The organism is Microcoleus sp. (assembly GCF_049646505.1).
Lineage (GTDB): Bacteria > Cyanobacteriota > Cyanobacteriia > Cyanobacteriales > Microcoleaceae > Microcoleus.
Map to the genome: position 1 here is coordinate 1 of NZ_JBARVX010000495.1, position 19,702 is coordinate 19,702.

At 44.2% G+C, this 19,702-nt stretch carries 20 protein-coding genes; 8 read left to right on the forward strand and 12 right to left on the reverse strand.

What is annotated here, in order from left to right; all coding sequences use genetic code 11:
* The coding region (gene recQ, locus WBA89_RS23675; RefSeq protein WP_424409873.1) for a DNA helicase RecQ at window positions 1-1,954 on the reverse strand (1,954 nt) is incomplete at its 3' end.
* A 97-nt stretch (window positions 1,955-2,051) separates the two neighbouring features.
* Between recQ and WBA89_RS23680 the strand changes: the two genes are divergently transcribed.
* Window positions 2,052-2,336: a DUF427 domain-containing protein gene (locus WBA89_RS23680; RefSeq protein WP_194012269.1), complete on the forward strand. Its 285-nt coding sequence runs from the start codon at window positions 2,052-2,054 to the stop codon at window positions 2,334-2,336.
* Between the two features lie 264 nt (window positions 2,337-2,600).
* On the opposite strand, the gene WBA89_RS23685 is transcribed toward WBA89_RS23680, so the two are convergent.
* Window positions 2,601-3,266 carry an L-threonylcarbamoyladenylate synthase gene (locus WBA89_RS23685; protein WP_424409876.1) on the reverse strand — a complete coding sequence of 222 codons (666 nt, stop codon included), beginning with the start codon at window positions 3,264-3,266 and terminating at the stop codon, window positions 2,601-2,603.
* Between the two features lie 75 nt (window positions 3,267-3,341).
* Here WBA89_RS23685 and larC point away from each other — a divergent pair, with 75 nt between their 5' ends.
* The gene (gene larC, locus WBA89_RS23690) at window positions 3,342-4,784 is read left to right on the forward strand and encodes a nickel pincer cofactor biosynthesis protein LarC (RefSeq protein ID WP_424409877.1); all 1,443 of its coding nucleotides are present in this window, start codon (window positions 3,342-3,344) and stop codon (window positions 4,782-4,784) included.
* 71 nt (window positions 4,785-4,855) lie between these two features.
* Here larC and WBA89_RS23695 read toward each other — a convergent pair whose 3' ends face one another.
* The 3 genes from WBA89_RS23695 to WBA89_RS23705 form a co-directional block, all read right to left on the reverse strand.
* On the reverse strand, window positions 4,856-5,704 hold the full coding sequence (locus tag WBA89_RS23695; protein WP_424409879.1) for an energy-coupling factor ABC transporter ATP-binding protein: 849 nt from the start codon (window positions 5,702-5,704) through the stop codon (window positions 4,856-4,858).
* Between the two features lie 235 nt (window positions 5,705-5,939).
* Entirely contained in the window at window positions 5,940-6,842 is a 903-nt protein-coding gene (locus WBA89_RS23700) for an SAM-dependent methyltransferase (RefSeq protein ID WP_424409880.1), read from the reverse strand.
* A gap of 172 nt (window positions 6,843-7,014) precedes the next feature.
* Window positions 7,015-7,173 (reverse strand): hypothetical protein, encoded by a 159-nt coding sequence (locus WBA89_RS23705; protein ID WP_424409881.1) that lies wholly within the window; start codon window positions 7,171-7,173, stop codon window positions 7,015-7,017.
* A gap of 164 nt (window positions 7,174-7,337) precedes the next feature.
* Here WBA89_RS23705 and WBA89_RS23710 point away from each other — a divergent pair, with 164 nt between their 5' ends.
* From WBA89_RS23710 to WBA89_RS23720, 3 genes are all read left to right on the forward strand, one after another.
* On the forward strand, window positions 7,338-8,354 hold the full coding sequence (locus tag WBA89_RS23710; RefSeq protein WP_424409883.1) for a metal ABC transporter substrate-binding protein: 1,017 nt from the start codon (window positions 7,338-7,340) through the stop codon (window positions 8,352-8,354).
* 182 nt (window positions 8,355-8,536) lie between these two features.
* Window positions 8,537-9,292: a metal ABC transporter ATP-binding protein gene (locus WBA89_RS23715; RefSeq protein WP_333420344.1), complete on the forward strand. Its 756-nt coding sequence runs from the start codon at window positions 8,537-8,539 to the stop codon at window positions 9,290-9,292.
* A gap of 135 nt (window positions 9,293-9,427) precedes the next feature.
* Complete coding sequence (locus WBA89_RS23720; protein WP_424409885.1) at window positions 9,428-10,285, forward strand: metal ABC transporter permease; 858 nt, start codon at window positions 9,428-9,430, stop codon at window positions 10,283-10,285.
* A gap of 88 nt (window positions 10,286-10,373) precedes the next feature.
* Here WBA89_RS23720 and WBA89_RS23725 read toward each other — a convergent pair whose 3' ends face one another.
* The 4 genes from WBA89_RS23725 to WBA89_RS23740 form a co-directional block, all read right to left on the reverse strand.
* Entirely contained in the window at window positions 10,374-11,252 is an 879-nt protein-coding gene (locus tag WBA89_RS23725) for a hypothetical protein (protein ID WP_424409887.1), read from the reverse strand.
* Between the two features lie 3 nt (window positions 11,253-11,255).
* Complete coding sequence (locus WBA89_RS23730) at window positions 11,256-12,569, reverse strand: DNA methyltransferase (RefSeq protein WP_424409889.1); 1,314 nt, start codon at window positions 12,567-12,569, stop codon at window positions 11,256-11,258.
* A 71-nt stretch (window positions 12,570-12,640) separates the two neighbouring features.
* The gene (locus WBA89_RS23735; protein WP_424409891.1) at window positions 12,641-13,219 is read right to left on the reverse strand and encodes a Uma2 family endonuclease; all 579 of its coding nucleotides are present in this window, start codon (window positions 13,217-13,219) and stop codon (window positions 12,641-12,643) included.
* 169 nt (window positions 13,220-13,388) lie between these two features.
* Window positions 13,389-14,117, reverse strand: coding sequence for a tetratricopeptide repeat protein (locus tag WBA89_RS23740; RefSeq protein WP_424409892.1), 729 nt, complete (start codon window positions 14,115-14,117; stop codon window positions 13,389-13,391).
* Window positions 14,118-14,244: 127 nt separating this feature from the next.
* Here WBA89_RS23740 and WBA89_RS23745 point away from each other — a divergent pair, with 127 nt between their 5' ends.
* Genes WBA89_RS23745 through WBA89_RS23755 form a run of 3 tightly spaced genes read left to right on the forward strand, consistent with a single transcriptional unit; the run spans window position 14,245 to window position 15,044 of the window.
* Window positions 14,245-14,388 carry a hypothetical protein gene (locus WBA89_RS23745; RefSeq protein ID WP_424409894.1) on the forward strand — a complete coding sequence of 48 codons (144 nt, stop codon included), beginning with the start codon at window positions 14,245-14,247 and terminating at the stop codon, window positions 14,386-14,388.
* Between the two features lie 16 nt (window positions 14,389-14,404).
* Window positions 14,405-14,707 carry a UPF0175 family protein gene (locus WBA89_RS23750; protein ID WP_424409896.1) on the forward strand — a complete coding sequence of 101 codons (303 nt, stop codon included), beginning with the start codon at window positions 14,405-14,407 and terminating at the stop codon, window positions 14,705-14,707.
* Window positions 14,700-15,044 carry a type II toxin-antitoxin system RelE family toxin gene (locus WBA89_RS23755; RefSeq protein WP_424409897.1) on the forward strand — a complete coding sequence of 115 codons (345 nt, stop codon included), beginning with the start codon at window positions 14,700-14,702 and terminating at the stop codon, window positions 15,042-15,044. The genes WBA89_RS23750 and WBA89_RS23755 overlap by 8 nt, the downstream gene beginning before the upstream one ends.
* A gap of 154 nt (window positions 15,045-15,198) precedes the next feature.
* Here WBA89_RS23755 and WBA89_RS23760 read toward each other — a convergent pair whose 3' ends face one another.
* The 3 genes from WBA89_RS23760 to WBA89_RS23770 form a co-directional block, all read right to left on the reverse strand.
* Complete coding sequence (locus WBA89_RS23760) at window positions 15,199-15,672, reverse strand: leucine-rich repeat domain-containing protein (protein ID WP_424409899.1); 474 nt, start codon at window positions 15,670-15,672, stop codon at window positions 15,199-15,201.
* Window positions 15,673-15,762: 90 nt separating this feature from the next.
* The gene (locus tag WBA89_RS23765) at window positions 15,763-17,886 is read right to left on the reverse strand and encodes an SPFH domain-containing protein (protein ID WP_424409900.1); all 2,124 of its coding nucleotides are present in this window, start codon (window positions 17,884-17,886) and stop codon (window positions 15,763-15,765) included.
* Window positions 17,887-18,380: 494 nt separating this feature from the next.
* Complete coding sequence (locus tag WBA89_RS23770; protein ID WP_424409902.1) at window positions 18,381-19,466, reverse strand: DUF2207 domain-containing protein; 1,086 nt, start codon at window positions 19,464-19,466, stop codon at window positions 18,381-18,383.
* Window positions 19,467-19,702: the final 236 nt, after the last annotated feature.

A 19,702-nucleotide genomic window follows, 5' to 3' on the forward strand; every position in this document is an offset into this window, starting at 1 on the left:
TGGCTATGCCTTGAACTGTCAAACCTTGTCGGTATAATTCCCAGGTTTGCATCTGCGAATAAGACGGAACATTAGCAAGATTGGGAGGATTAACCACATCAGAAGGTGCAGCACCTGTGGGCAATCCTTGTTCTTTGCAAAAAGTGTGAATTGCCTCTAAAAAAACCTTGCCGTACTTATCTCGTTTGTTGCTGCCCACGCCGTAAACTTCCTCAAATTCGGCAAGATTTTGCGGGCGTTTTTCTGCCATGTCTCGCAAGCTTCTATCTGCAAAAACTACATAAGGCGGCACAAATTGTTCGTCGGCAATTTGTTTTCGCAGCGTGCGAAGTATGGCAAATAAACCTTCGACTTCTACAGCCAAAGACCGCACTCTTCCCTGTACTTCCCGCTGTGCTTCTATGGCAATTTCAACAGTGCGCTGGCGTTTCATGATTTCCCAACTTTTCTCGTTGAGTTTTAAGATGGGAAAACCGTCGGTTTTTTCGTCTAACAAACCTTGATTGATCAGCGAACGGCTCAACCTTTTCCAATCCTCTGCACTTCTGTCTTTGCCAATGCCGTAAGTAGAAAGTTGCTGGTGCTGGTATTGCAATACTTTTTGATTTTTTGAGCCGCGCAGTACGTCGATAATATGATTCATGCCGAATTTCTCTTGGCATCTCGCGATGCAGGAAAGAAATTTCATTGCTTCTATTGTCCAATCTTCTACTGGTTTTTTGTGGCAACAGTTGTCGCAATTGCCGCAATTGCCGGGAAATGAATCGCCGAAATAATTTAATTGGACTGTGCGGCGGCACTCGCTGGATTCTGCATAGTTAATTACTCGCCGCAACTGTTGGCGGGCTATTCTTTGTTCTTGTTCGTCTGGTTTTTGTTCGATGATGTATTCGATGGTTTTGACATCGCCGAATCCAAAAAATAAGGTGCAGTGGGATGGTTCGTTGTCTCGGCCTGCGCGGCCTGATTCTTGATAGTATCCTTCGAGATTTTTGGGTAAGTCGTGGTGAATTACAAACCGCACGTCTGGTTTGTTGATTCCCATGCCGAAGGCGACTGTTGCTACCATTACTTGTACGTCGTCGCGAATGAAGCGGGTTTGGTTGGTTGTGCGATCGCCATCGCTCATGCCGGCATGATAGGGTAAAGCTTGGATGCCGCTTTGTTGCAATTTGTAGGCAACTTCGTCAACTTTTTTGCGGCTGAGACAGTAGATGATTCCTGAACCGCCTTTTTTTTGGATGATTTGCAAAACTTGGGCAAAGCTGTGTTTGGTTTTTTGGCGAACTTCGTAGTATAAATTGGGGCGGTTGAAGCTGGCGACGTGGATGTAGGGATTTCGCAGATTTAGCTGCTGGATGATGTCTTGGCGGACGCGCTCGGTGGCGGTGGCGGTGAGTCCCATAATGGGGATGTTTGGGTAGCGATCGCGCACTCGCTGCATTTGCCTGTATTCTGGTCGAAAGTCGTGTCCCCATTCCGAAACGCAGTGGGCTTCGTCGATCGCAAATGCCGAAATTCCCAACTTTTCTGCTACTATATCCAAAAACGGCAAAAATCTTTCGCCCAACAATCTTTCGGGCGCAACGTAGAGCAATTTAATTTTACCTTCGAGAATTGCTGTTTGGCGCGATCGGGTTTCCATCGCGCTCAAAGTGCTGTTGAGAAAAGTCGCCCCAATGCCATTATCCTGCAAAGCTTCCACCTGGTCTTGCATCAGAGCAATCAGCGGCGAAACAACCACCGTCAATCCCGGTTTCAACAGTGCAGGTAATTGAAAACACAAAGACTTGCCACCGCCAGTCGGCATGACAATCATCATATCGCGTTTTTGTAAAGCAGCTTCGACAATTTCCCGCTGCCCGGTGCGGAAAGAGTCATACCCAAAAAAATGTTTGAGGGATTGTTCGAGGGATGAGGGCGCGAGAGATGTTGGCGGATTCGACCCTGACATTTGCAGTAATTGGTTGTTGACTTCTACCCTATTCTAGGTCTTTTGAGCACAAATACAGTTACAATATTTGAGAATCTAAATTTAACCAGAGAAACCGATGCCGAAAGCAATTTGGAATGGTGCCGTTTTGGCCGAGAGCGACAAGTGCGAAGTTGTAGACAACAACTATTATTTCCCGGCGGATGCAATCAACCGCGAGTATTTCAAAGATAGCAGCACTCACACTACTTGCGGTTGGAAAGGTGTTGCTAGTTACTACAGTGTGGAAGTAGGCGGGGAAGTGAATAAAGATGCTGCTTGGTACTATCCAACTCCAAAAGATGCTGCTAAAAATATTGCAGGATATGTTGCTTTTTGGAAAGGAGTTAAGGTAGAGGCTTAAGTTAGTTTTGTTAGCAGGTTTGTTCCGTGCGATTTGGACTAAATAAGACGGCGGTTGAAACCGCGTCTTGTCAAACGAAGTCCGCCTCCGCGGACTGAAGATAAGACGGCGGTTGAAACCGCGTCTTGTCAAACGAAGTCCGCCTCCGCGGACTGAAGATAATACCGTAATTTTAACAGGCAGTTCTTCAACCCGCGTCGGCGGGTTTTGTTTGTATAGGCGCGGTTTCAACCGCCCAGTCTTCTTAAGTTGACACTACAAATCTTAATCTTTTACCCAAGCAGCGGCTGCTTCCCATCCCAAGCCGCGACGAACAACAGTTGGTTCGCTTTCTGTTAAATCGAGAATAGTAGAAATTTGATAACCGGGATCGGAATCATCATCGACAATGATATCTACTAACTTTAAAAAACAATCAAAAAGTTCAGCTTTGCCAAAGCTTTCTTCTTTTCCAGACGGCGCTGCTGCTGCACCTTCATCATCAGTGGTAATGTGAGCGGATGTGGAAATAATTGGATTTCCCAAGGCTTCCACAAGTGCAAAACAAAGCGGGTGGTCGGGAACGCGAATACCTGTGGTTTTGCGTTTTGGACTCATTACTAATTTGGGTACTAACTTGGTAGCTGGTAGCACAAATGTGTAGGGGCCGGGGATTAACCGCTTGATAATTCGATATGCTTCATCCGTGACACTCGCATACTCGGTGATATTTGACAGTGAGGAACACAGGAACGTTAAAGGCTTATCGTTGGATAGTTGCTTGATCCGCCTGACTCGTTCTACGGCTGATTTGGAGTTGAGATCGCAGCCGATCGCGTAAACTGTATCTGTGGGATAAAGCATCACTGCTCCATCTTTGAGAGCTTTTGCAATCTTTTCGATCCTGTCTTTTTGGGGTGCAACTGGATGCAGTCCGTAAATAATTGCCATGTTAAGATTTTGTAGGCTAAGTGGGCGATCGCCAAATGTGCTAAAACAATCAATGTTGAAAATTAATTGCTAATAATGAATAAAATAGCTTATTTTGACTGTCCCACCGGCATTGCTGGCGATATGTGTATCGGAGCCCTACTCCACGCGGGCGTTCCCTTAGACTACCTAATCGAAAAACTCAACTTACTCGGCATTTCGACTGAGTACCAATTGCGGGCGGAATTAGTCCACCGGAATACTCAACAAGCAACTAAATTTTATGTCGATATAGCTGCCGATTTGCCCTTAAAATCAAACAATCCGGCTGCTGACTCCGCCCTCGATCCCTCGGAAACTGAATCCCCAACTTTCGACAACCGCCACCACCACCATCACGGGGAAGAACATTCTCACAGTCACGGCGAAGCAGATGCCGAAATTAGCCACAGTCATCAGCGCCATTTGCCAGAAATTGAGCAAATCATCGTCTCTGCAAAATTGCCTCCGCGCGTGGAAGCTTGGAGTTTGGCCGTATTTGGCAAATTGGCAGATGCAGAGGCGGCAGTACACGGTATCCCCGCAAGCGAGGTTCACTTTCACGAGGTGGGGGCTACGGATGCAATTATTGATATTGTCGGTACTTGTTTGGGTTTGGATTGGTTGGATATTGACGAGTTTTACTTTTCGCCGATGCCGACTGGTGGGGGTACGGTGAAGGCCGCCCACGGTAAGCTGGCTGTGCCCACGCCTGCTGTGATGCGGTTGTGGGAAACGCACCGAGTGCCGGTTTATAGCAACGGGATCGATCGCGAATTGTGCACTCCTACGGGAACTGCGATCGCCTGTACTTTCGCTGCTGCTTTTGGCCCGCCGCCGCCGATGCAGCTTCGGGCGATCGGATTGGGTGCGGGTTCTCGAAATCTGGCAATTCCTAATATTTTGCGCCTCTGGATTGGGGAGAAGGAAGAGGGAAGTTCGGCAACGGATTCTGTAACGGATGTAACGGATGTTAGAAAGAGGGAAGAAGGAAGAGGGAAGTTTTTAAACAATACTCAATTCCCCATTCCCGATTTTCAATTACCAATTACCAATTCCATAGAAACTATTGCGGTTTTGGAAACGCAAATTGATGATTTGAGTCCGCAGGCGATCGGCTATGTTTTTGATGCTTTGTTTGCGGCCGGAGCTCTGGATGTTTTTACTGCGCCAATTGTGATGAAAAAGTCGCGGTTGGGGGTTTTGTTAACTGCGATTTGTCATCCCGAATTTCAGGATGCTTGCGAAGCAGTTATCTTTCGCGAGACTACTACTCTGGGAATTAGAATCTCGACTCAACAAAGAACGATTTTGGATCGAGAAATCGAGAAAGTTACAACAGAGTACGGCGAAGTGCAAATAAAAGTTGCTAAGTCTGGAAAAACGATTGTTAACGTGCAGCCGGAATACGAAGATTGTGCGGAAATTGCGCGAGTGAAAAATGTTAGCTGGCGCGAAGTTCACCGCTTGGCGCTGCAAAGTTGGTACGATCGCACTTAATGCACTATTCTGAAGACTCGGCGGTTGAAACCGCGTCTATACAGACAAAACCCACCTCCGTGGGTTGAAGATTAAAGCCGCCGTCGCGCGTCTAAAATTTGTTGTTGCAATTCCTCGAAAGCGGGGATTTGTGAGCTACTATCTTTCTCAAATATCGCCCTTATTTGCTCCATCAGCTCGATCGCCAGCGGTACGCCAAGCTGCAATTGTTCCAAGACATCTCGCTGAGCAAAAACAGCTTCCGGCGTTCCTTCTAGAATCAATTTTCCGCGATCCATCACAAACACCCAATCAGCCCAGCGGTAGATGAAATCGAGGTCGTGACTTGCTAAAAGGATAGTGGTTCCGGCTGCATGAATTTGTTGCAGCAAACCGATGAGTTGGTTAGTGTGGCGCGGATCGAGATAAGCCGTAGGTTCATCTAGCAGCAGCAGTTTCGGTTTTAGTACCATGATATCGGCGATGGAAACGCGCTTTTTTTGTCCTAAACTGAGGTTGTGAATTGGTTCGCGGGCGAGCTCGCTTAGATCGAATTGGTCGATCGCCTCTTGCACCTTTTGAGCAATTTCCGATTCTGCCAAACCTAGATTGTACAACCCGTAGGAGATATCTTCTTCTACCGTGGAAGCTACTAATTGATGTTCGGGATTTTGAAAGACGAGTCCGATTTGTTGGCGCAGTTTTGTCAAGGATTTGCGATCGTAGCGAAAGGGTTCGCCTTCCCAGCGCACGGTTCCCTGTTGCGGTTGGTACAAACCATTTGCTAACAGAAAAAAGGTGGTTTTGCCGCAGCCGTTTTGACCGATCAGCCCGCAGCGCTTCCCCGCCGGGACTTTGAGGCTTAAATTTTGAATTGTCGGTCGCGAATTACAGGGATATTGGTAAAAAGTGCGATCGAATTCGAGAATTGATTGAGACATATATAGCAATCCTAAATGATTTGCATAATTATTGTAGGGGCAATCCCCCCGTGGTTGCCCGATAGATAGGGGTAGGCACGGGGAGTAGGGGTAGCACTACCCCTACAAATCCTCATGAATGATTTAGGATTGCTATATTAGTAATTAGATAAGATGGCGGTTGAAACCGCGTCTCTACAAAGGAAGTCTGCCTCCGCAGACTGAATAAGATAACGTAATTTTAACGGCTTTTTCTTCAACCCGCGGAGGCGGGTTTTGTCTGTATAGACGCGGTTTCAACCGCCCGGTTTTCTATCTGCCAAAGTTGAATTTCATAACACAAATGCCGCTCAAAAAGTTTACTCGCCTCCAATCCTTCAACCACCAATTTCTTAAACCAGCGGCGAAATATCCAGCGCAGGAATTTGTGGATGGGCGGAACCGCGATCGAAATCAAATCCGCAACATAGATCATTGTGTTGAGTCCATACCTGCGAAAACTATCGACATACAAATCAATAGTCGGTAAAATATGAGTCGAAATATCCTCAGTTTTTACTAACGCGAACCCAGCTTGCAACAAGGCAGTATTAAGTTCTTTGACAACATGACAGTTAGAAAACATTCCTTCTGTATAATTAGGATTAGATCGCATCATATCCGCAAGCAGCAAATAGCCTCCAGGATTGAGTACAGCCGCCGCACCTTTGGCTATATCGACAGCAGACATATATTGGCTGCTTTCGCTCAAGAGAACCAAATCGTAGGAATGGGTGGCTTGAAAATCTTCAAATTTAGTGAGGTGAAAAACTGCCCGATCGCCCGTACACTTAAGAAAGCGCTGTTGTTGGAACGGATCTGGTGCTAGCCCTTCCACTGCAAAAGCGCGATCGAGCAAATAAGCCGCATTTCCGCCAATCCCGCACCCAACATCCAGAATGCTATGAGTACCTTTAGGAATAAAATCCAAAAGTTTATCTGTGTAAGCTTGCTGAGCAAAACGCAGCCGCCCGATAGTGAGATCCTCAGCCGGCACAGGTAGAGATTTCCAATAACCGTAATGAAGATACGGCGAATCCGTCAACCCCAAATAGTAATTCAGCGCCGCATTTTGGTAGCGAGTCACTTTAGAAATAGAGATTGATTTTTGCTTCGACATTGAGAAAATTAGATTAATTTAAGGATTTCCGGGAGGGTTAAAATTCTTCCCAGCCCTTGCATATTTGTTCATAACACTGAACTGCCAAAAAAGCAAACTTTTGCAACAAATTGACATCAAAATCTCAAAATTCCATCAGCGTTCATCTCTGTTTATCTGCTGATATCTGCGGTCAAAAAAATCTCAATCTAACTAACCATACGATCGTCCCATTACAGTCGGCCCACAGCGCCGGATTTTCACCCAACTTTCCCCCAAAGGTTCGATCGCCCTTCGCCATCACAGCCGATCGACCAGGCGAGATACTAGCACTATTTGAGCTCTTTGACACAAGACTGATGCTGCACGGGCCCGCATTCATCCATTTTTCATAATCCTTTCATTCTTTGTGATTTTGTGGTAAAGTCAAAAATGAAACGATTATGAAAAATAGCGGCGGTCGATCGTACCGCCAGCAGCAAACTGTAGCGAAGTTCACTTGGAATTTTTGAAGATATGCGGAAAAACCGTCAAATTACCCTAAATTTCCCTCTCCCCCTCCCGGAATCTCCCCCTAGGAAAAAACATCATCTCCTAGGATTCGGGCTGTTGCTGGCAGTTTGTCTCAGCGCGTGCAACACTCAGACGACCCAGCCTCAAACCAACCAAAATCCTGCTTCAGGCCCAACAGCCGGCGATTTGAGAAACAAAGACAAAAAAGTCATTCTCACCACCTTCACGGTGCTGGCAGACATGGCTCAGAACGTCGCCGGTGACAAGGCAACTGTTGAATCCATCACCAAACCTGGGGCGGAAATTCACGGCTACGAAGTCACACCCAGCGACTTAAAACGAGGACAAAGTGCCAATGTAATTTTGGAAAACGGCTTGAACTTAGAACGCTGGGCCACTCGATTTTATAACAGTTTTCCCAAGGTTCCTCACATTACTTTGAGCGAGGGAGTCCAACCCGTTAATATTGCTGGCGATGCCTATCAAGGTAAACCAAATCCCCATGCTTGGATGTCGCCCAAAAATGCTTTGATTTATGTTGATAATATTCGTAAAGCTTTAGGAAATATCGATCCGGCTAATGCTGCAACCTATGATGCAAATGCGGCAAAATACAGTGAACAAATTCGGGCGATCGATGAAAAACTCAAACAAGCGATTTCAGCCATTCCCCCGGACAAACGCTACATAGTAAGTTGTGAAGGCGCTTTTTCTTACCTTGCCAACGATTACGGTTTGAAAGAAGTTTATATTTGGCCTGTCAACGCCGAACAGCAATCCACACCGAAACAAGTCGAACGGGTGATTAATACAGTCAAAGAAAACCAAATACCTGCTGTATTCTGCGAGAGTACCGTCAGCAACGAAGGACAGCTTCAGGTAGCCAAGGAAACAGGCGCAAAATTTGCCGGGGTGTTTTATGTCGATTCCCTCTCTCCAGCGGAAGGCCCAGCATCAACCTATCTTAAGTTACTTGAATATAATGTCAATACTTTGATAAAAGGGTTACAGGGAAAGTAAGGAAGAAGTCATTAGTCATTAGTCATTAGTCATTAGTTATTAATGCTGTCCCCCCGAACTTTCCGTCCAACGTCATCAGTCCGATGTCCGTCGGAAGAAGGAAGAATTCTCATACAGCAAGCTTTTTAGCCATCTGTATCTTACGTTTAATTAAGTAAAGTTACTTAAGGGAAATACAAAAGATGAATGAAATCGGCATCAATCTTGAGAATGTGACAGTTGCCTATCACGGCAAAGTCGCCTTGCACAGCGCCTCGCTGCAACTCAAAGCGGGGACGATTTGCGGTTTGGTGGGGATGAATGGCGCGGGAAAATCGACGATGTTCAAGGCGATTATGGGGTTTGTGAAGCCAAACACCGGACGCATTTTAATTAATGGGTTGCCGATTCGTCAAGTGCAAAAACGCAATTTGGTTGCCTATGTGCCTCAGTCGGAAGAGGTAGATTGGAATTTTCCGGTGAATGTTCGCGATGTGGTGATGATGGGGCGCTACGGATACATGAATCTGTTGCGGATTCCTGGAGCTATCGACAAACAAGTGGTGCGAGAAAGCTTGGAAAGGGTGGAAATGTGGCCGATGCGCGATCGGCAAATCGGAGAGTTATCCGGCGGACAAAAGAAACGCACCTTTTTTGCGCGGGCTCTGGCGCAACAGGCAACGGTTTTGCTGCTGGATGAACCCTTTGCTGGAGTCGATATCAAAACTGAGAAATTGATGATTGATTTGTTGATGGAACTGCGTCAAACAGGACATACAATTCTCGTTTCTACCCATGATTTAGAATCTATTACTACCTTTTGCGACCAAGTAGTGTTAATTAATCGCAGCATTCTCGCCTATGGCAATACCTCTGATGTGTTTACAGAGGAAAATCTTTCGCGAACTTTTGGGGGTTCCGTTGGCAATTTTTCGTCTACAAAAAGTCGGTCAACCTGAGATATTGCAGCAATGTCAACAAAGGGTTATTTGGTGGGTTTGCACGTCTAATGCCCGATCGCGAACCCGCCCCTATATGATGATTGATTGTGGTATCCGATCTCAGTTAACTCAAGTCGATTTGGAGAAAAAATAATGGATTTAATTCAGTGGTTTGCCGCGCCGTTGCAGTATGAATTTATGCTAAAAGCGATTTTAATTAGCGCTTTAGTCGGGCTTGTTTGTTCGGCGCTTTCGTGCTACATGACTTTGAAAGGATGGGCATTGATGGGTGACGCGGTTTCCCATGCGGTGATGCCGGGGGTTGTGATTGCTTATGTGCTGAATATTCCTTTGGCGGTGGGGGCGTTTGTTTTTGGTGTGGGCTCCGTAATTGCGATCGGCTTTATCAAAGCGAAAACTCGCATCAAAGAAGATACGGTAATCGGTTTAGTATTTACTGGATTTTTTGCCTTTGGTTTGGTGTTAATTTCTAAAGTCAGAAGTTCGATCGACTTGACGCATATCTTATTTGGCAATGTCTTAGGCATTTCCGATGCGGATATTGTTCAAACTGTAATTATTAGTGTCATAACCTTAGTGACGTTGGCAGTTTTACGCAAAGATTTAATTTTGTTTTGTTTTGATTCGACTCACGCGCGATCGATCGGTTTAAATATCACGTTTCTCTATTACGTGCTGCTATCTTTGCTATCGCTCACCGCAGTTGCAGGATTGCAAACAGTCGGGATTATTTTAGTAGTGGCAATGTTGGTGACTCCGGGAGCAACCGCCTATTTATTGAGCGATAACTTCGACCACATGATGTTGATTGCGATGGCTTCTGGCGTATTTTCTAGCGTGATGGGAACTTATATCAGCTATCACATTGACGGTGCGACGGGCGGGTGTATTGTGGTACTGCAAACGCTGTTGTTTGTGTTGGCGATGATTTTTGCCCCGAAACACGGTTTGTTAGTCAGGGCGAGGCATTCAGGGGCGGTTAGTGAATAGAGTAGAAGTCGATAAATGCGATCGGTATTAGAAGCCAGACTTCTTAAAGAAGTCGGGACTCTGGGTATTAATCTAAAATCTGCTGATGTCAACTTTTCAGTTTTATCAAAAAATCTGCAAGCAAAGTTTTGTTGTGAAAAGTTGCTCTGATTGTATCATTGTTGTTGTAATCAACAATAATTTCAAATCTGTCAAACCCACCACTTGGACTATCGATATCAAGGGTATTTAGCTCTATTAGTGCATCATCAATCCTCTTAAACTCGTGTTTTGTACCAAAAAGTGGGATGATAATTATTTTTTCAATGTAACGTTCAAGGGTATTTTCCAGCGTATCCATAAAGCTATCGACCTCTTGTTTTGAAACTGAGATAAAAGCTTCTCCTAGCTTCTTTCTATCTGAAATATTCAGCTCGGTTAAATATTTTGAGGCTATGGTATAGGTTGTGTCTGGAGTTGTTTCATCAAATGCAATATCCAAATTAATTTCTTGAAATGCTGCTACCACATTTGGATAGGAAATATAAATAATGGCAAATCCATTATTTCTAAGTTGATCCAAAGCTGGTTTTGTGAATTCTCCAGCCAATACCGCACCATAAAATGGCGCTGACAAATTATGAAGCTCAACGATGGGTAGTATCGCGCCTTGGATTTCTTGAGCTTTATTTCTTGAGTGTTTTGTATATCTACGCCATGCACACTCGATAAATGCCACAGGTGTACCAAGCTGGGTATCGTTACCATCGACCTCAATTACAAAATCTAGATCGTGTTTATTCTCATATTTGTCTTTCCAAGTAACTTTTTTACCACTTCTAGCTGGACGAGTCCGCTGCCAATCGAGGTAGTAGTTTTTGGTTTTTACAAACTGTTGTAACCTAGGTTTTAGAATATCGTTAAGTACGATATCTTCAATAAGTTTGCCTAGTTCCTGTCCAAATTTGTGTGATGAGGATTCTGCCATAAATTAACCTTCTATCCAAAGTCTACCTTCATGTAGCGGGACACTATGTTTTCTATTTTTCCATTTGATATTACGCTCCCTAATATGTTCAAAATACCAGGAATTAAACCCTGCTGAAACAGCCAGTTTTCCGAGCCACTGCTCAACGGGAACATACACTCCATAGGGAGCAGAATCTCCGATTACAAAGCAAATCTTGGCATCAGATGTTGCAACTCTACGAAGTGCCTTAAATACAAATCCCATATCTGTAAAATAAGCAGCAGTCATTGTATGATATGCTTTGTTGCCACTCTTGGTTCCGCGAATCATTTCCATTTCTTGACAAATAGGGAGCAACTCGTCTCTAATCGGATCGATAATCGATTCATTCATCAGAGTATCCAAGCTAAGTCGCTCTTTGGAAACGTGCTGTGAACTTGAACGGATTAGAAATTTACGCACTGTCTCATGTAAATCACTCCAAGAATTAACTTCGCCCCAAAAGGTCATTTCAAGACGTGTAGCATCTGCATAATCATAGTTGTTGGCATAAGGGGGAGAAGTAATCACTAAATCTATTGAACGATCGGGAATGCTTTTTAAGTTTCTGGCATCTTCTTTAATCAAAGTAGCTTGAGTCGATCTAGTGATAAATTGCATTTGATACATATCTTCTTGCATCATAGCAACCTGCTTTTCTAGCGCATCGAAGGGTTCACAAGTCTTAGCTTTGCGTTTGTTAGGGAGAATATATTGCCACTGTGCAGTACCTACATGACTTGATGGACGTAGAATGGCACAAATGGCTAGAAAAATGAGATACTGCAATTCTTCAGATAAAGAAGGGGCTATTTCAAGATAAGCTTTTCTAATTTTAAAAATGTCTACTAAAGCTCGATCTGTGTAGCATTTACTTAGCAATACAGGAATGTTTTCTGGAAGATTTTGCTGAAGATTTACAGCCAAACTCTTAATTTCAGTAACTGCTGCCAAAAAATCAGGAATATGTACCATCCAGGCAAGTTTTCCTTTGGCAAGCTTATAAACGAAAGGATGTGCTTCAATACCATAAGAATTTATCCTAAGTTTATCTGCGGCGATGCAAACAGTACCAGACCCTGCAAATGGATCGAGGATAGTTTGAGGTTCTAACTCTGTAATGACTTTTTCTACCCAAGCTGCTGAGAATCCCGCAGAATAGCGAAACCAGCGATGAACAGGTAATTTCATATTGTCGGTGAAAGTTCCTGTTCTCTCTTTGATAATCCTCGATTGAGTAGTTTCGTGAGATTCAGGTATTGAGTCGAACAATTGAAGTTGAATAGGTTTAGTCATTGAGCTTCATGAGTTGAATACTCTCATAGATAACTACTACATTTTACCCTAATGCCGATCGCACTTTTCGCCTATTCACAAAATTCAATATTTTCATACAAATCTGCCAGCGAAATCTCCACACCAATAGAAGTTAAAGTCAATCGATCGCCCGTACTGCCATATTCCGAAAAAATCCATTTATTCGCATCAGTTTTGGAATATTGTTCCACCTGAAGCCGATATTGGTCGATCAATAAATACTCCTGAAAACTCGGAATACTGCGATAGGCGGCAAACTTTTCATCGCGATCGTAAGCTTTAGTACCTTTAGACAGCACCTCAGCAATGAACACAGGATTGGTAATTGTATCTGTCCGTCCCGATTGCAACTCGACTGGTTTCGCCACAACCATCACATCTGGATAAGTATAATTATTAAGCTGGGGAACCCAAAGCCGCTGATCGGAATTAAAAGTCCGATATGGTTTGCCTTTTAACCCCAGTTTCAGCACAAAAATTAAATTAGTAGTAATTTCATTGTGATTCGGTGTGCCGCCAGCCATCAGAACAATCTCCCCATTGATAAATTCATGTCGGTCCAGAGAATTGACTTCAGCTTCGAGATATTCCTGGGCAGTGTAGGTTTTGGTTTCAACTTGCGCGATCATATTACAAGGCTCTCCTTTAATCTACTCATTTTATTGTATCTTAAAATCTTGCTATTTCAACCTATAGCAATCCTAAATTATTCACAAAATTTGTAGGGTAGTGCCCCGCGCCTACCCTCAATCGGGGCAAACGCGGGGGAATTTTCCCTGCAAGTGAAACGCAAAATATTCAAGTTTTAAGCAGCCTCCACCAGATAGTTTCCCAAATCTTGGCTACATACATTGCATCGTCGTGATAGCCTTGACTTTTTAATACGTTCTCCGCCTGTTTAAGGTAGGCAATTGCTTGTTCTTTGTTTTTAATTTCGTCTTTTTTTAACAAAGCAAATGCCAATTTCACGCGGGCATCAGCATCATTTGAATCAGTTGCGATCGCAGATTTCCAGTGGACAATTTCCTCCTCTACCGTCTCCCACTGCATTTCTTCGCTGAGAGTTGGCTGCCTGGGAAAGCCTTCTAGACCGTAATTTTTAATATTCAGAAATGTTGCAATGACTTCGGCTGTTTTCAGCTTGTCTGCAAAACCAGTGCTGAAGTATGAAGTTAGAGGAACGCACCGCTTTCCTGAAAATAGCACGAGGCAGACGCGATACTTAATACTCTCGCTATCCTCTAACTTTTGTATTTCCACACCTGAAATATCTTGCAGCAGGTGTTTGATAATTTGTGTTTTGCAAATAAACGGTTGTTGGTGCTTGAAAATCAGATAACCGAGGTTTTTATCAAATGTAACGGTTTCAATCTGTGCGAAAATTACCAAAAGCACACCAATCAAGGTAAATAAATTCAACAAACCGCCCAAAAACAAACCAAAGACGAAAAAGCTTCCCCCAACAATTAGGTGCATCCTAAAGGCAGATTTTTCTTGCATTTCCAGCTTTTCTGATGTTGGTTTCATAACTTTATCTTTGCTCTAATTAAAGGGGTCTTGTTAAGATAATCCATTATTTAATTATGCAAGTCAATTCATAAATTCATTAGTTTAAATTCATAAAAATCATATTTGGATGTTGCGGGCGGACAGGATGCCCACCCCACAAAAGTTTCAGGAGTTTTTGCAATGTGCATTTCCCGATAATGCTAGGATCGTAGAACAAGTAAGTGCGATCGGCTTTGGTGGATTGATGTGTTTGTGTGCAACCATAAGTGCGATCGGCTTATATCTCTGAAATTAAACCTTAAATCATGCAAATTACGATCGCCCTTCCCGACAATCTACCCTTGACTGAAGCTGATGTGCGACTCGAACTTGCGATCGTACTTTATCAGCAACACGGCCTCCGTCTGGATCAAGCCGCTCAACTCGCTTTAATGTCTGTGGACGACTTTTACCAACTATTAATCGATCGCAATATCGTCACTCCGCCCGCAGATATCGATGACGAGCCCGCCGAACTCGTCCTAGCCAGCCTCCGTACATCCCTCCAGCAAATTAAAGAAGGCAAATTACACCCTATTTCCGAACTGTGGGATGGCATTGATGACTAACGAGACACCCCAAATCCAGCTTGTCTTTTCCGATGAGTTCAAAACACGACTTCGCACCCTTATTAAACGCTATCGTAGCATCCGCACCGACCTAAAACCGCTACTTGACGAGCTACAGTCTGGCAACTTCATCGGCGACCAAATCCCCGGAACTGGCTACACCCTATTCAAAGTTCGCCTGAAAAATAGCGACATCCAAAAGGGCAAAAGTGGTGGCTATCGAGTTATCTATCAACTCAGCGGTGATACCTACATCTTACTCGTCGTTATCTACTCGAAGTCAGACCAAGATGACATCCCAGCCAATCAAATTCGAGACATTATCGATGGCTCTTGAAAAAGCAACCAAATTCATAATAATGCTAGGGCGATGAGGAGACTATAAGTAAGTGCGATCGCCTTTGGTAAATTCATGTGTTTGTGTCCAACTGTAAATGTCATGATTTTGTGCCTCTAATTTTCAGAACTGTAAAGTTTTATGGTTTAGGTAGTCATTCCCAATTACAGATATACTCTGGCTTGAGAGGACAAGTTTTGGGAGAAATTGGATTTCCGCCAAGTCCGAGTTTTGTCAGTTTAGTCAAAGATTGCAAGGGCTTGATGTCGCTGATTTGATTGTCGATGAGGTGGAGCCAATCCAGTTTAGTCAAGGATTGCAATGGTTTGATGTCAGTGATTTTATTGTCGCTGAGGTCGAGTTCTGTGATACTGGAAAGTTTCTGATTAGCTGCATTGCACTCAGTAGTCCCTGCTTTTTCTAAAAGTACCTCAACAGTATGTTTAGCTTCAGGACTTAAAGAAGCTTTTTCGCGACACCAATCACCAAATGTTTTGTTTCCCGGCTGCGTCTGTGCGACTGATGGGAAAAATATATTTCCACACGATCCTAGACCGATCGCACTAAAAGCAACTACCACCATCAACCTTGACAAATTCACGTATTTCTGCATAGCTATAAACATCATAATTTGGCACCTCTAATTCTCTGAACAGCAAAGTTTTAGACAAAAAGCCTTTAGAGAGGACAACCGTCCTCTCTACAAACTGCACTCAGCTCAAATATCTAACAATTCACCAAATGCCGAATCAATATCAGTTTCAGCAACAACCCCATACTGAGGAAATGGTGAATGATTAGGAGACTCCTGCGATTTCAACGAATTCATAGACTCCACCGACTCCACCGAATGCACATTTACTACTGGTGGTTTTGCCACAGTTTCCAGAACAACAGACTTAGATTTCTTGACATTAATTACAGGTGATTGTGTTCCATTATCTCCATTTTTACTGGTTTCATTCCGCAGCAACATTGCCATCAAACCGTCCAACAAACCCCCACTACCGCCGTTACCGTTGACTGTGACATCGGGAACAACGCGAACGCTACCATCCGAAACCGCCTGCATCAATTGCAACAGCGTGTAACTCTGCGTACCGAGAGCGTTGACACCAACTTGATAAGCATCCGCTTTTGCTTGTCCCATCAGCCGAATTCCTTCTGCTTCACCGCTTGCGTGTTCGATCGCAGCACTTGCATTTAGTTGGGCAATTTTTACCCCTTCTTCCGCCGCCACCACCTGATTTTGAATGTTGGCGATCGCCGTTGCGCGCACCAATTCTTGACGCTGCGACTCTGAAATCCGCTGTACTTCGTAGGTTTTTTCTTGTTCCTGAGCAATTTTGCGATCGGTCAATGTTTGCATTAACTCCGGCGGCGGTGAAATCAAACCGATCAGCGTGTCCACAGCCTGCACGTCGTAGGCGCGTAAGGCTTGACGGACGTGTTCTGCAGCCTCTGCTTGGCGTTCGCTGCGCGCGATTAGAAAATCGAGGATCGTATATTCTTGAGCCGAATTCCGAAAGTAATTGCCCACAATTGGACGCAGCACTTGGTCGATCAGATTCTGCATCGAACCTTGCCGCGAAATCACTCTCGGCGCATCCAAAGTACCGACATGAATAATTTGAAAAACTTCTAAATCAAAGGTAAATCCGTCAAAAGAAAGCAATTTGAGAGCGCTTAATTTCGAGTCGTAGCCGTGTTCGCCGCTGAACCGCGATGTGAAGTTTAAAACAACATCAGTAGTGGGAACAAGTTCGACTTTCATCACTTTTGTATTGATCGGATGTTTGCCGGGATAAAGCGGTTCTACCCACACGCCTTTATCGCCTTTGTTGACGAGATTTCCGTGGGTGAAAGCCACACCGCTTACGTCTTGGTGCGATCGCCCCACATAGGAAATCACGACGCCGACATAGCCGATCGGCACTTCCGTCATTTTTACCTGTTCAACCTGCACAAACCAGGGATTGAGGTTCCAGGAACCCGATAAAATCACCTGTTCTTGCAAGCCCCTGCGCCCGCCACCCTTGATGAAAGATTGCGCTTTTTGGAAATTGTCGTGACCCGGAATTATCGGCCCGGCAATTTCACCTTCATCAATCGGAATCCCGTCTAGCACGTTGGCAATTCCCACGCGATCGGGAGCAAGTTTGTACAGTTGAAGTTGCGACGGCTGCATACCCTTTGCAGAGGCATTAGCTGAAGTAATCACCTCAAATACAGCCGTATTAATCCGATAAATACCAGTTGTGATAATGGCTAGTTGCCGTCCTTTTTCTCCACCGTCGGTGAGAAACTTGCGGGCATTTTGAAAATTGTCGCAATCGACGACTTTGCCTAAAATGCGATCGGGAGGAATGGTGGCTCCATCATTGGCAATAATTAACCCGATTTCATCTTGAGGAACTACAACAACAGGTTCTTTGCGAACGCTATATTGCCAGGGAAAATAACCGAAATGCCAGCCGGGAGGCAGGGTATCTGCTTGCAAACCTGCTTCGCCATCGAGAGCAATTAATCTACTGGATGGCAAGTTTTTGCGGGAAAATTTCTTGACAACAATTCCCACTTCTCGTTCGCCGATCGCAATTAAGCCCAAAGTCCAGCCAATTTTGGGAATAAAGATGAAAATTAGGAAAATTGCGCCTACGGGATAAATCCAAATCGGGATGCTAAATCCTTCTGCTGAGGGTAGTTGAACTTCCTGGGGTTGCGGAGGCGGCGGATTGGTTTGAGCGCGAGTTGGTGGGGCAAAAGTGCCTGCCGCTGCGATCGCGGTTGCGAAAGATACTGCTAAGGGTAAAAGTTTGCGAAACCAACGTGATTTAGTCATAGTTTTTAACCTGCTTAAAGCTCAAATGTACGGGAAATTTGTTAACTACAATCAGTATTCAATAGATTTCTGTTGAGGTCAATTCATTAAAGTCATGAATTATGTTCATAAAAGTCATATTTGGAATATGATTTTGTCGGGAGTGCGATCGTTCGTACCACAAAATATCAGATTTTAAGCATTGACAAAATTACTGGTTCACAGGCTCTGCCTGGGAACCGATATCTAGAGGCTCTGCCTCGTTTGCAAGCAGGAAAATGCGAGGCAGAGCCTCGCCTATCTGCGTTCCCAGGCTCTGCCTGGGAACGAGTAGAAATCAGTTCTTCAGTCCTCTTCAGAGGACTTTAGCTATTAGACAGGGAATTCATTCCCTGGCGGACTGACGGGCGGGCGAGTGACCAGAAACCGGGTTTTTTCCGAAATACTTCGTTACAGCCCGCATATTCAGTAAAAACCCGGTTTATGAAGGTTGTGATGCGTAACTCCCGTTGATATTAGCCACCACCGCCACCGCCACCGCCACCACCACCACCACCGCCGCCACCGCCACCGCCACCGCCACCGCCACCGCCACCGCCACCGCCATCACTATCATTGCTCAAGACTGGGATTATTGCTTCATACTTGTGATAGTAAGAGCAGTTTTGACAGTCGCGGGTAACTTCCTGCTTTCCTGCACTGGCATATGTAGGCTTCAACAAAACTTTATAAGTCCGTTTGAGCTTAGGCATTTTGCAGTCAGGGCAGCGTCGATTATTGATATCCTCCTTAATGGAGCCTATAATTAGTACAATGAAGAAAATGAATAAAAGTGCCAAAGGAGATAACAGCAATAAACTTATAAAAGCATTGATTGCGTTCACTATGAAAGAGCCTTCTTCTTCCAAAGTAGATTGAGATTGCTTACCATTTTGTTGCCAACCAGGTTGAGGTATATTCAGAACTGACTGGGGAAATGCAATCTGCACTTCTAATTCTTGTTCCGGTTGAATAGCCTGACTTGCCACAAAATCAAATGTTTTAGGATCTATTTGACGACGAACTGCTGCTGTACCAAAATTCGTAAACGATACAACTTTACCTGACAAAGCTTCTGGTAATTGCACCGTAACTTTTCCAGTATTAATCGGTGCTTTGCGACCTGCTGCAATGGCTTTCCAATAAACTAGAGTATTTCCACCATCTAACTGCAATCCACCTACAACACGATATTTGATGACAAAAGTATGCGAGTCTGGCGGTTTTAATTCATGTTGCCAACGAATCCAAAGTTGATTGTTTTCAGTTCCAGTGCTACTGGGAATTATGCGATTATTTTCTGCAACGGTGACATCTTTAATTTCATCGACCTTATCTAAAGGAATATAGCGATATCGTTCAGTGTTGTAGTCGGCTGTGAATACATATTTTTGGGTTTCGGTGACTAACATATCTCCGTTGGTCTGAACGTCGATTAGGACGTTGATATTCTCCCAGTAGAACGGTAGTTGTTGGGCGGCTGCATGAGTGATTGTGACCAGAAATACGGCAAATAATGTAGTGAGGAAATAAGTTATTTTTTTGAGATGCCGTTTATTCATAATATGATTCCTACTGAGTAGCTATTGATTTCTATTATTCAATAGGTTTCCAGTAAGGTCAATTCATATAATTCATTGGTTTAGTTCATAAAAATCATATTTATCGGATGATATCGTTTCCGGTTGGATCGGAATGATTTAACCACAGAGAACACAGAGTACACAGAGGGAGAGAATATATATCTGAATCATTCCGATGCTACCGGATTTGATATTAGTCCTCATAAATATCTGAG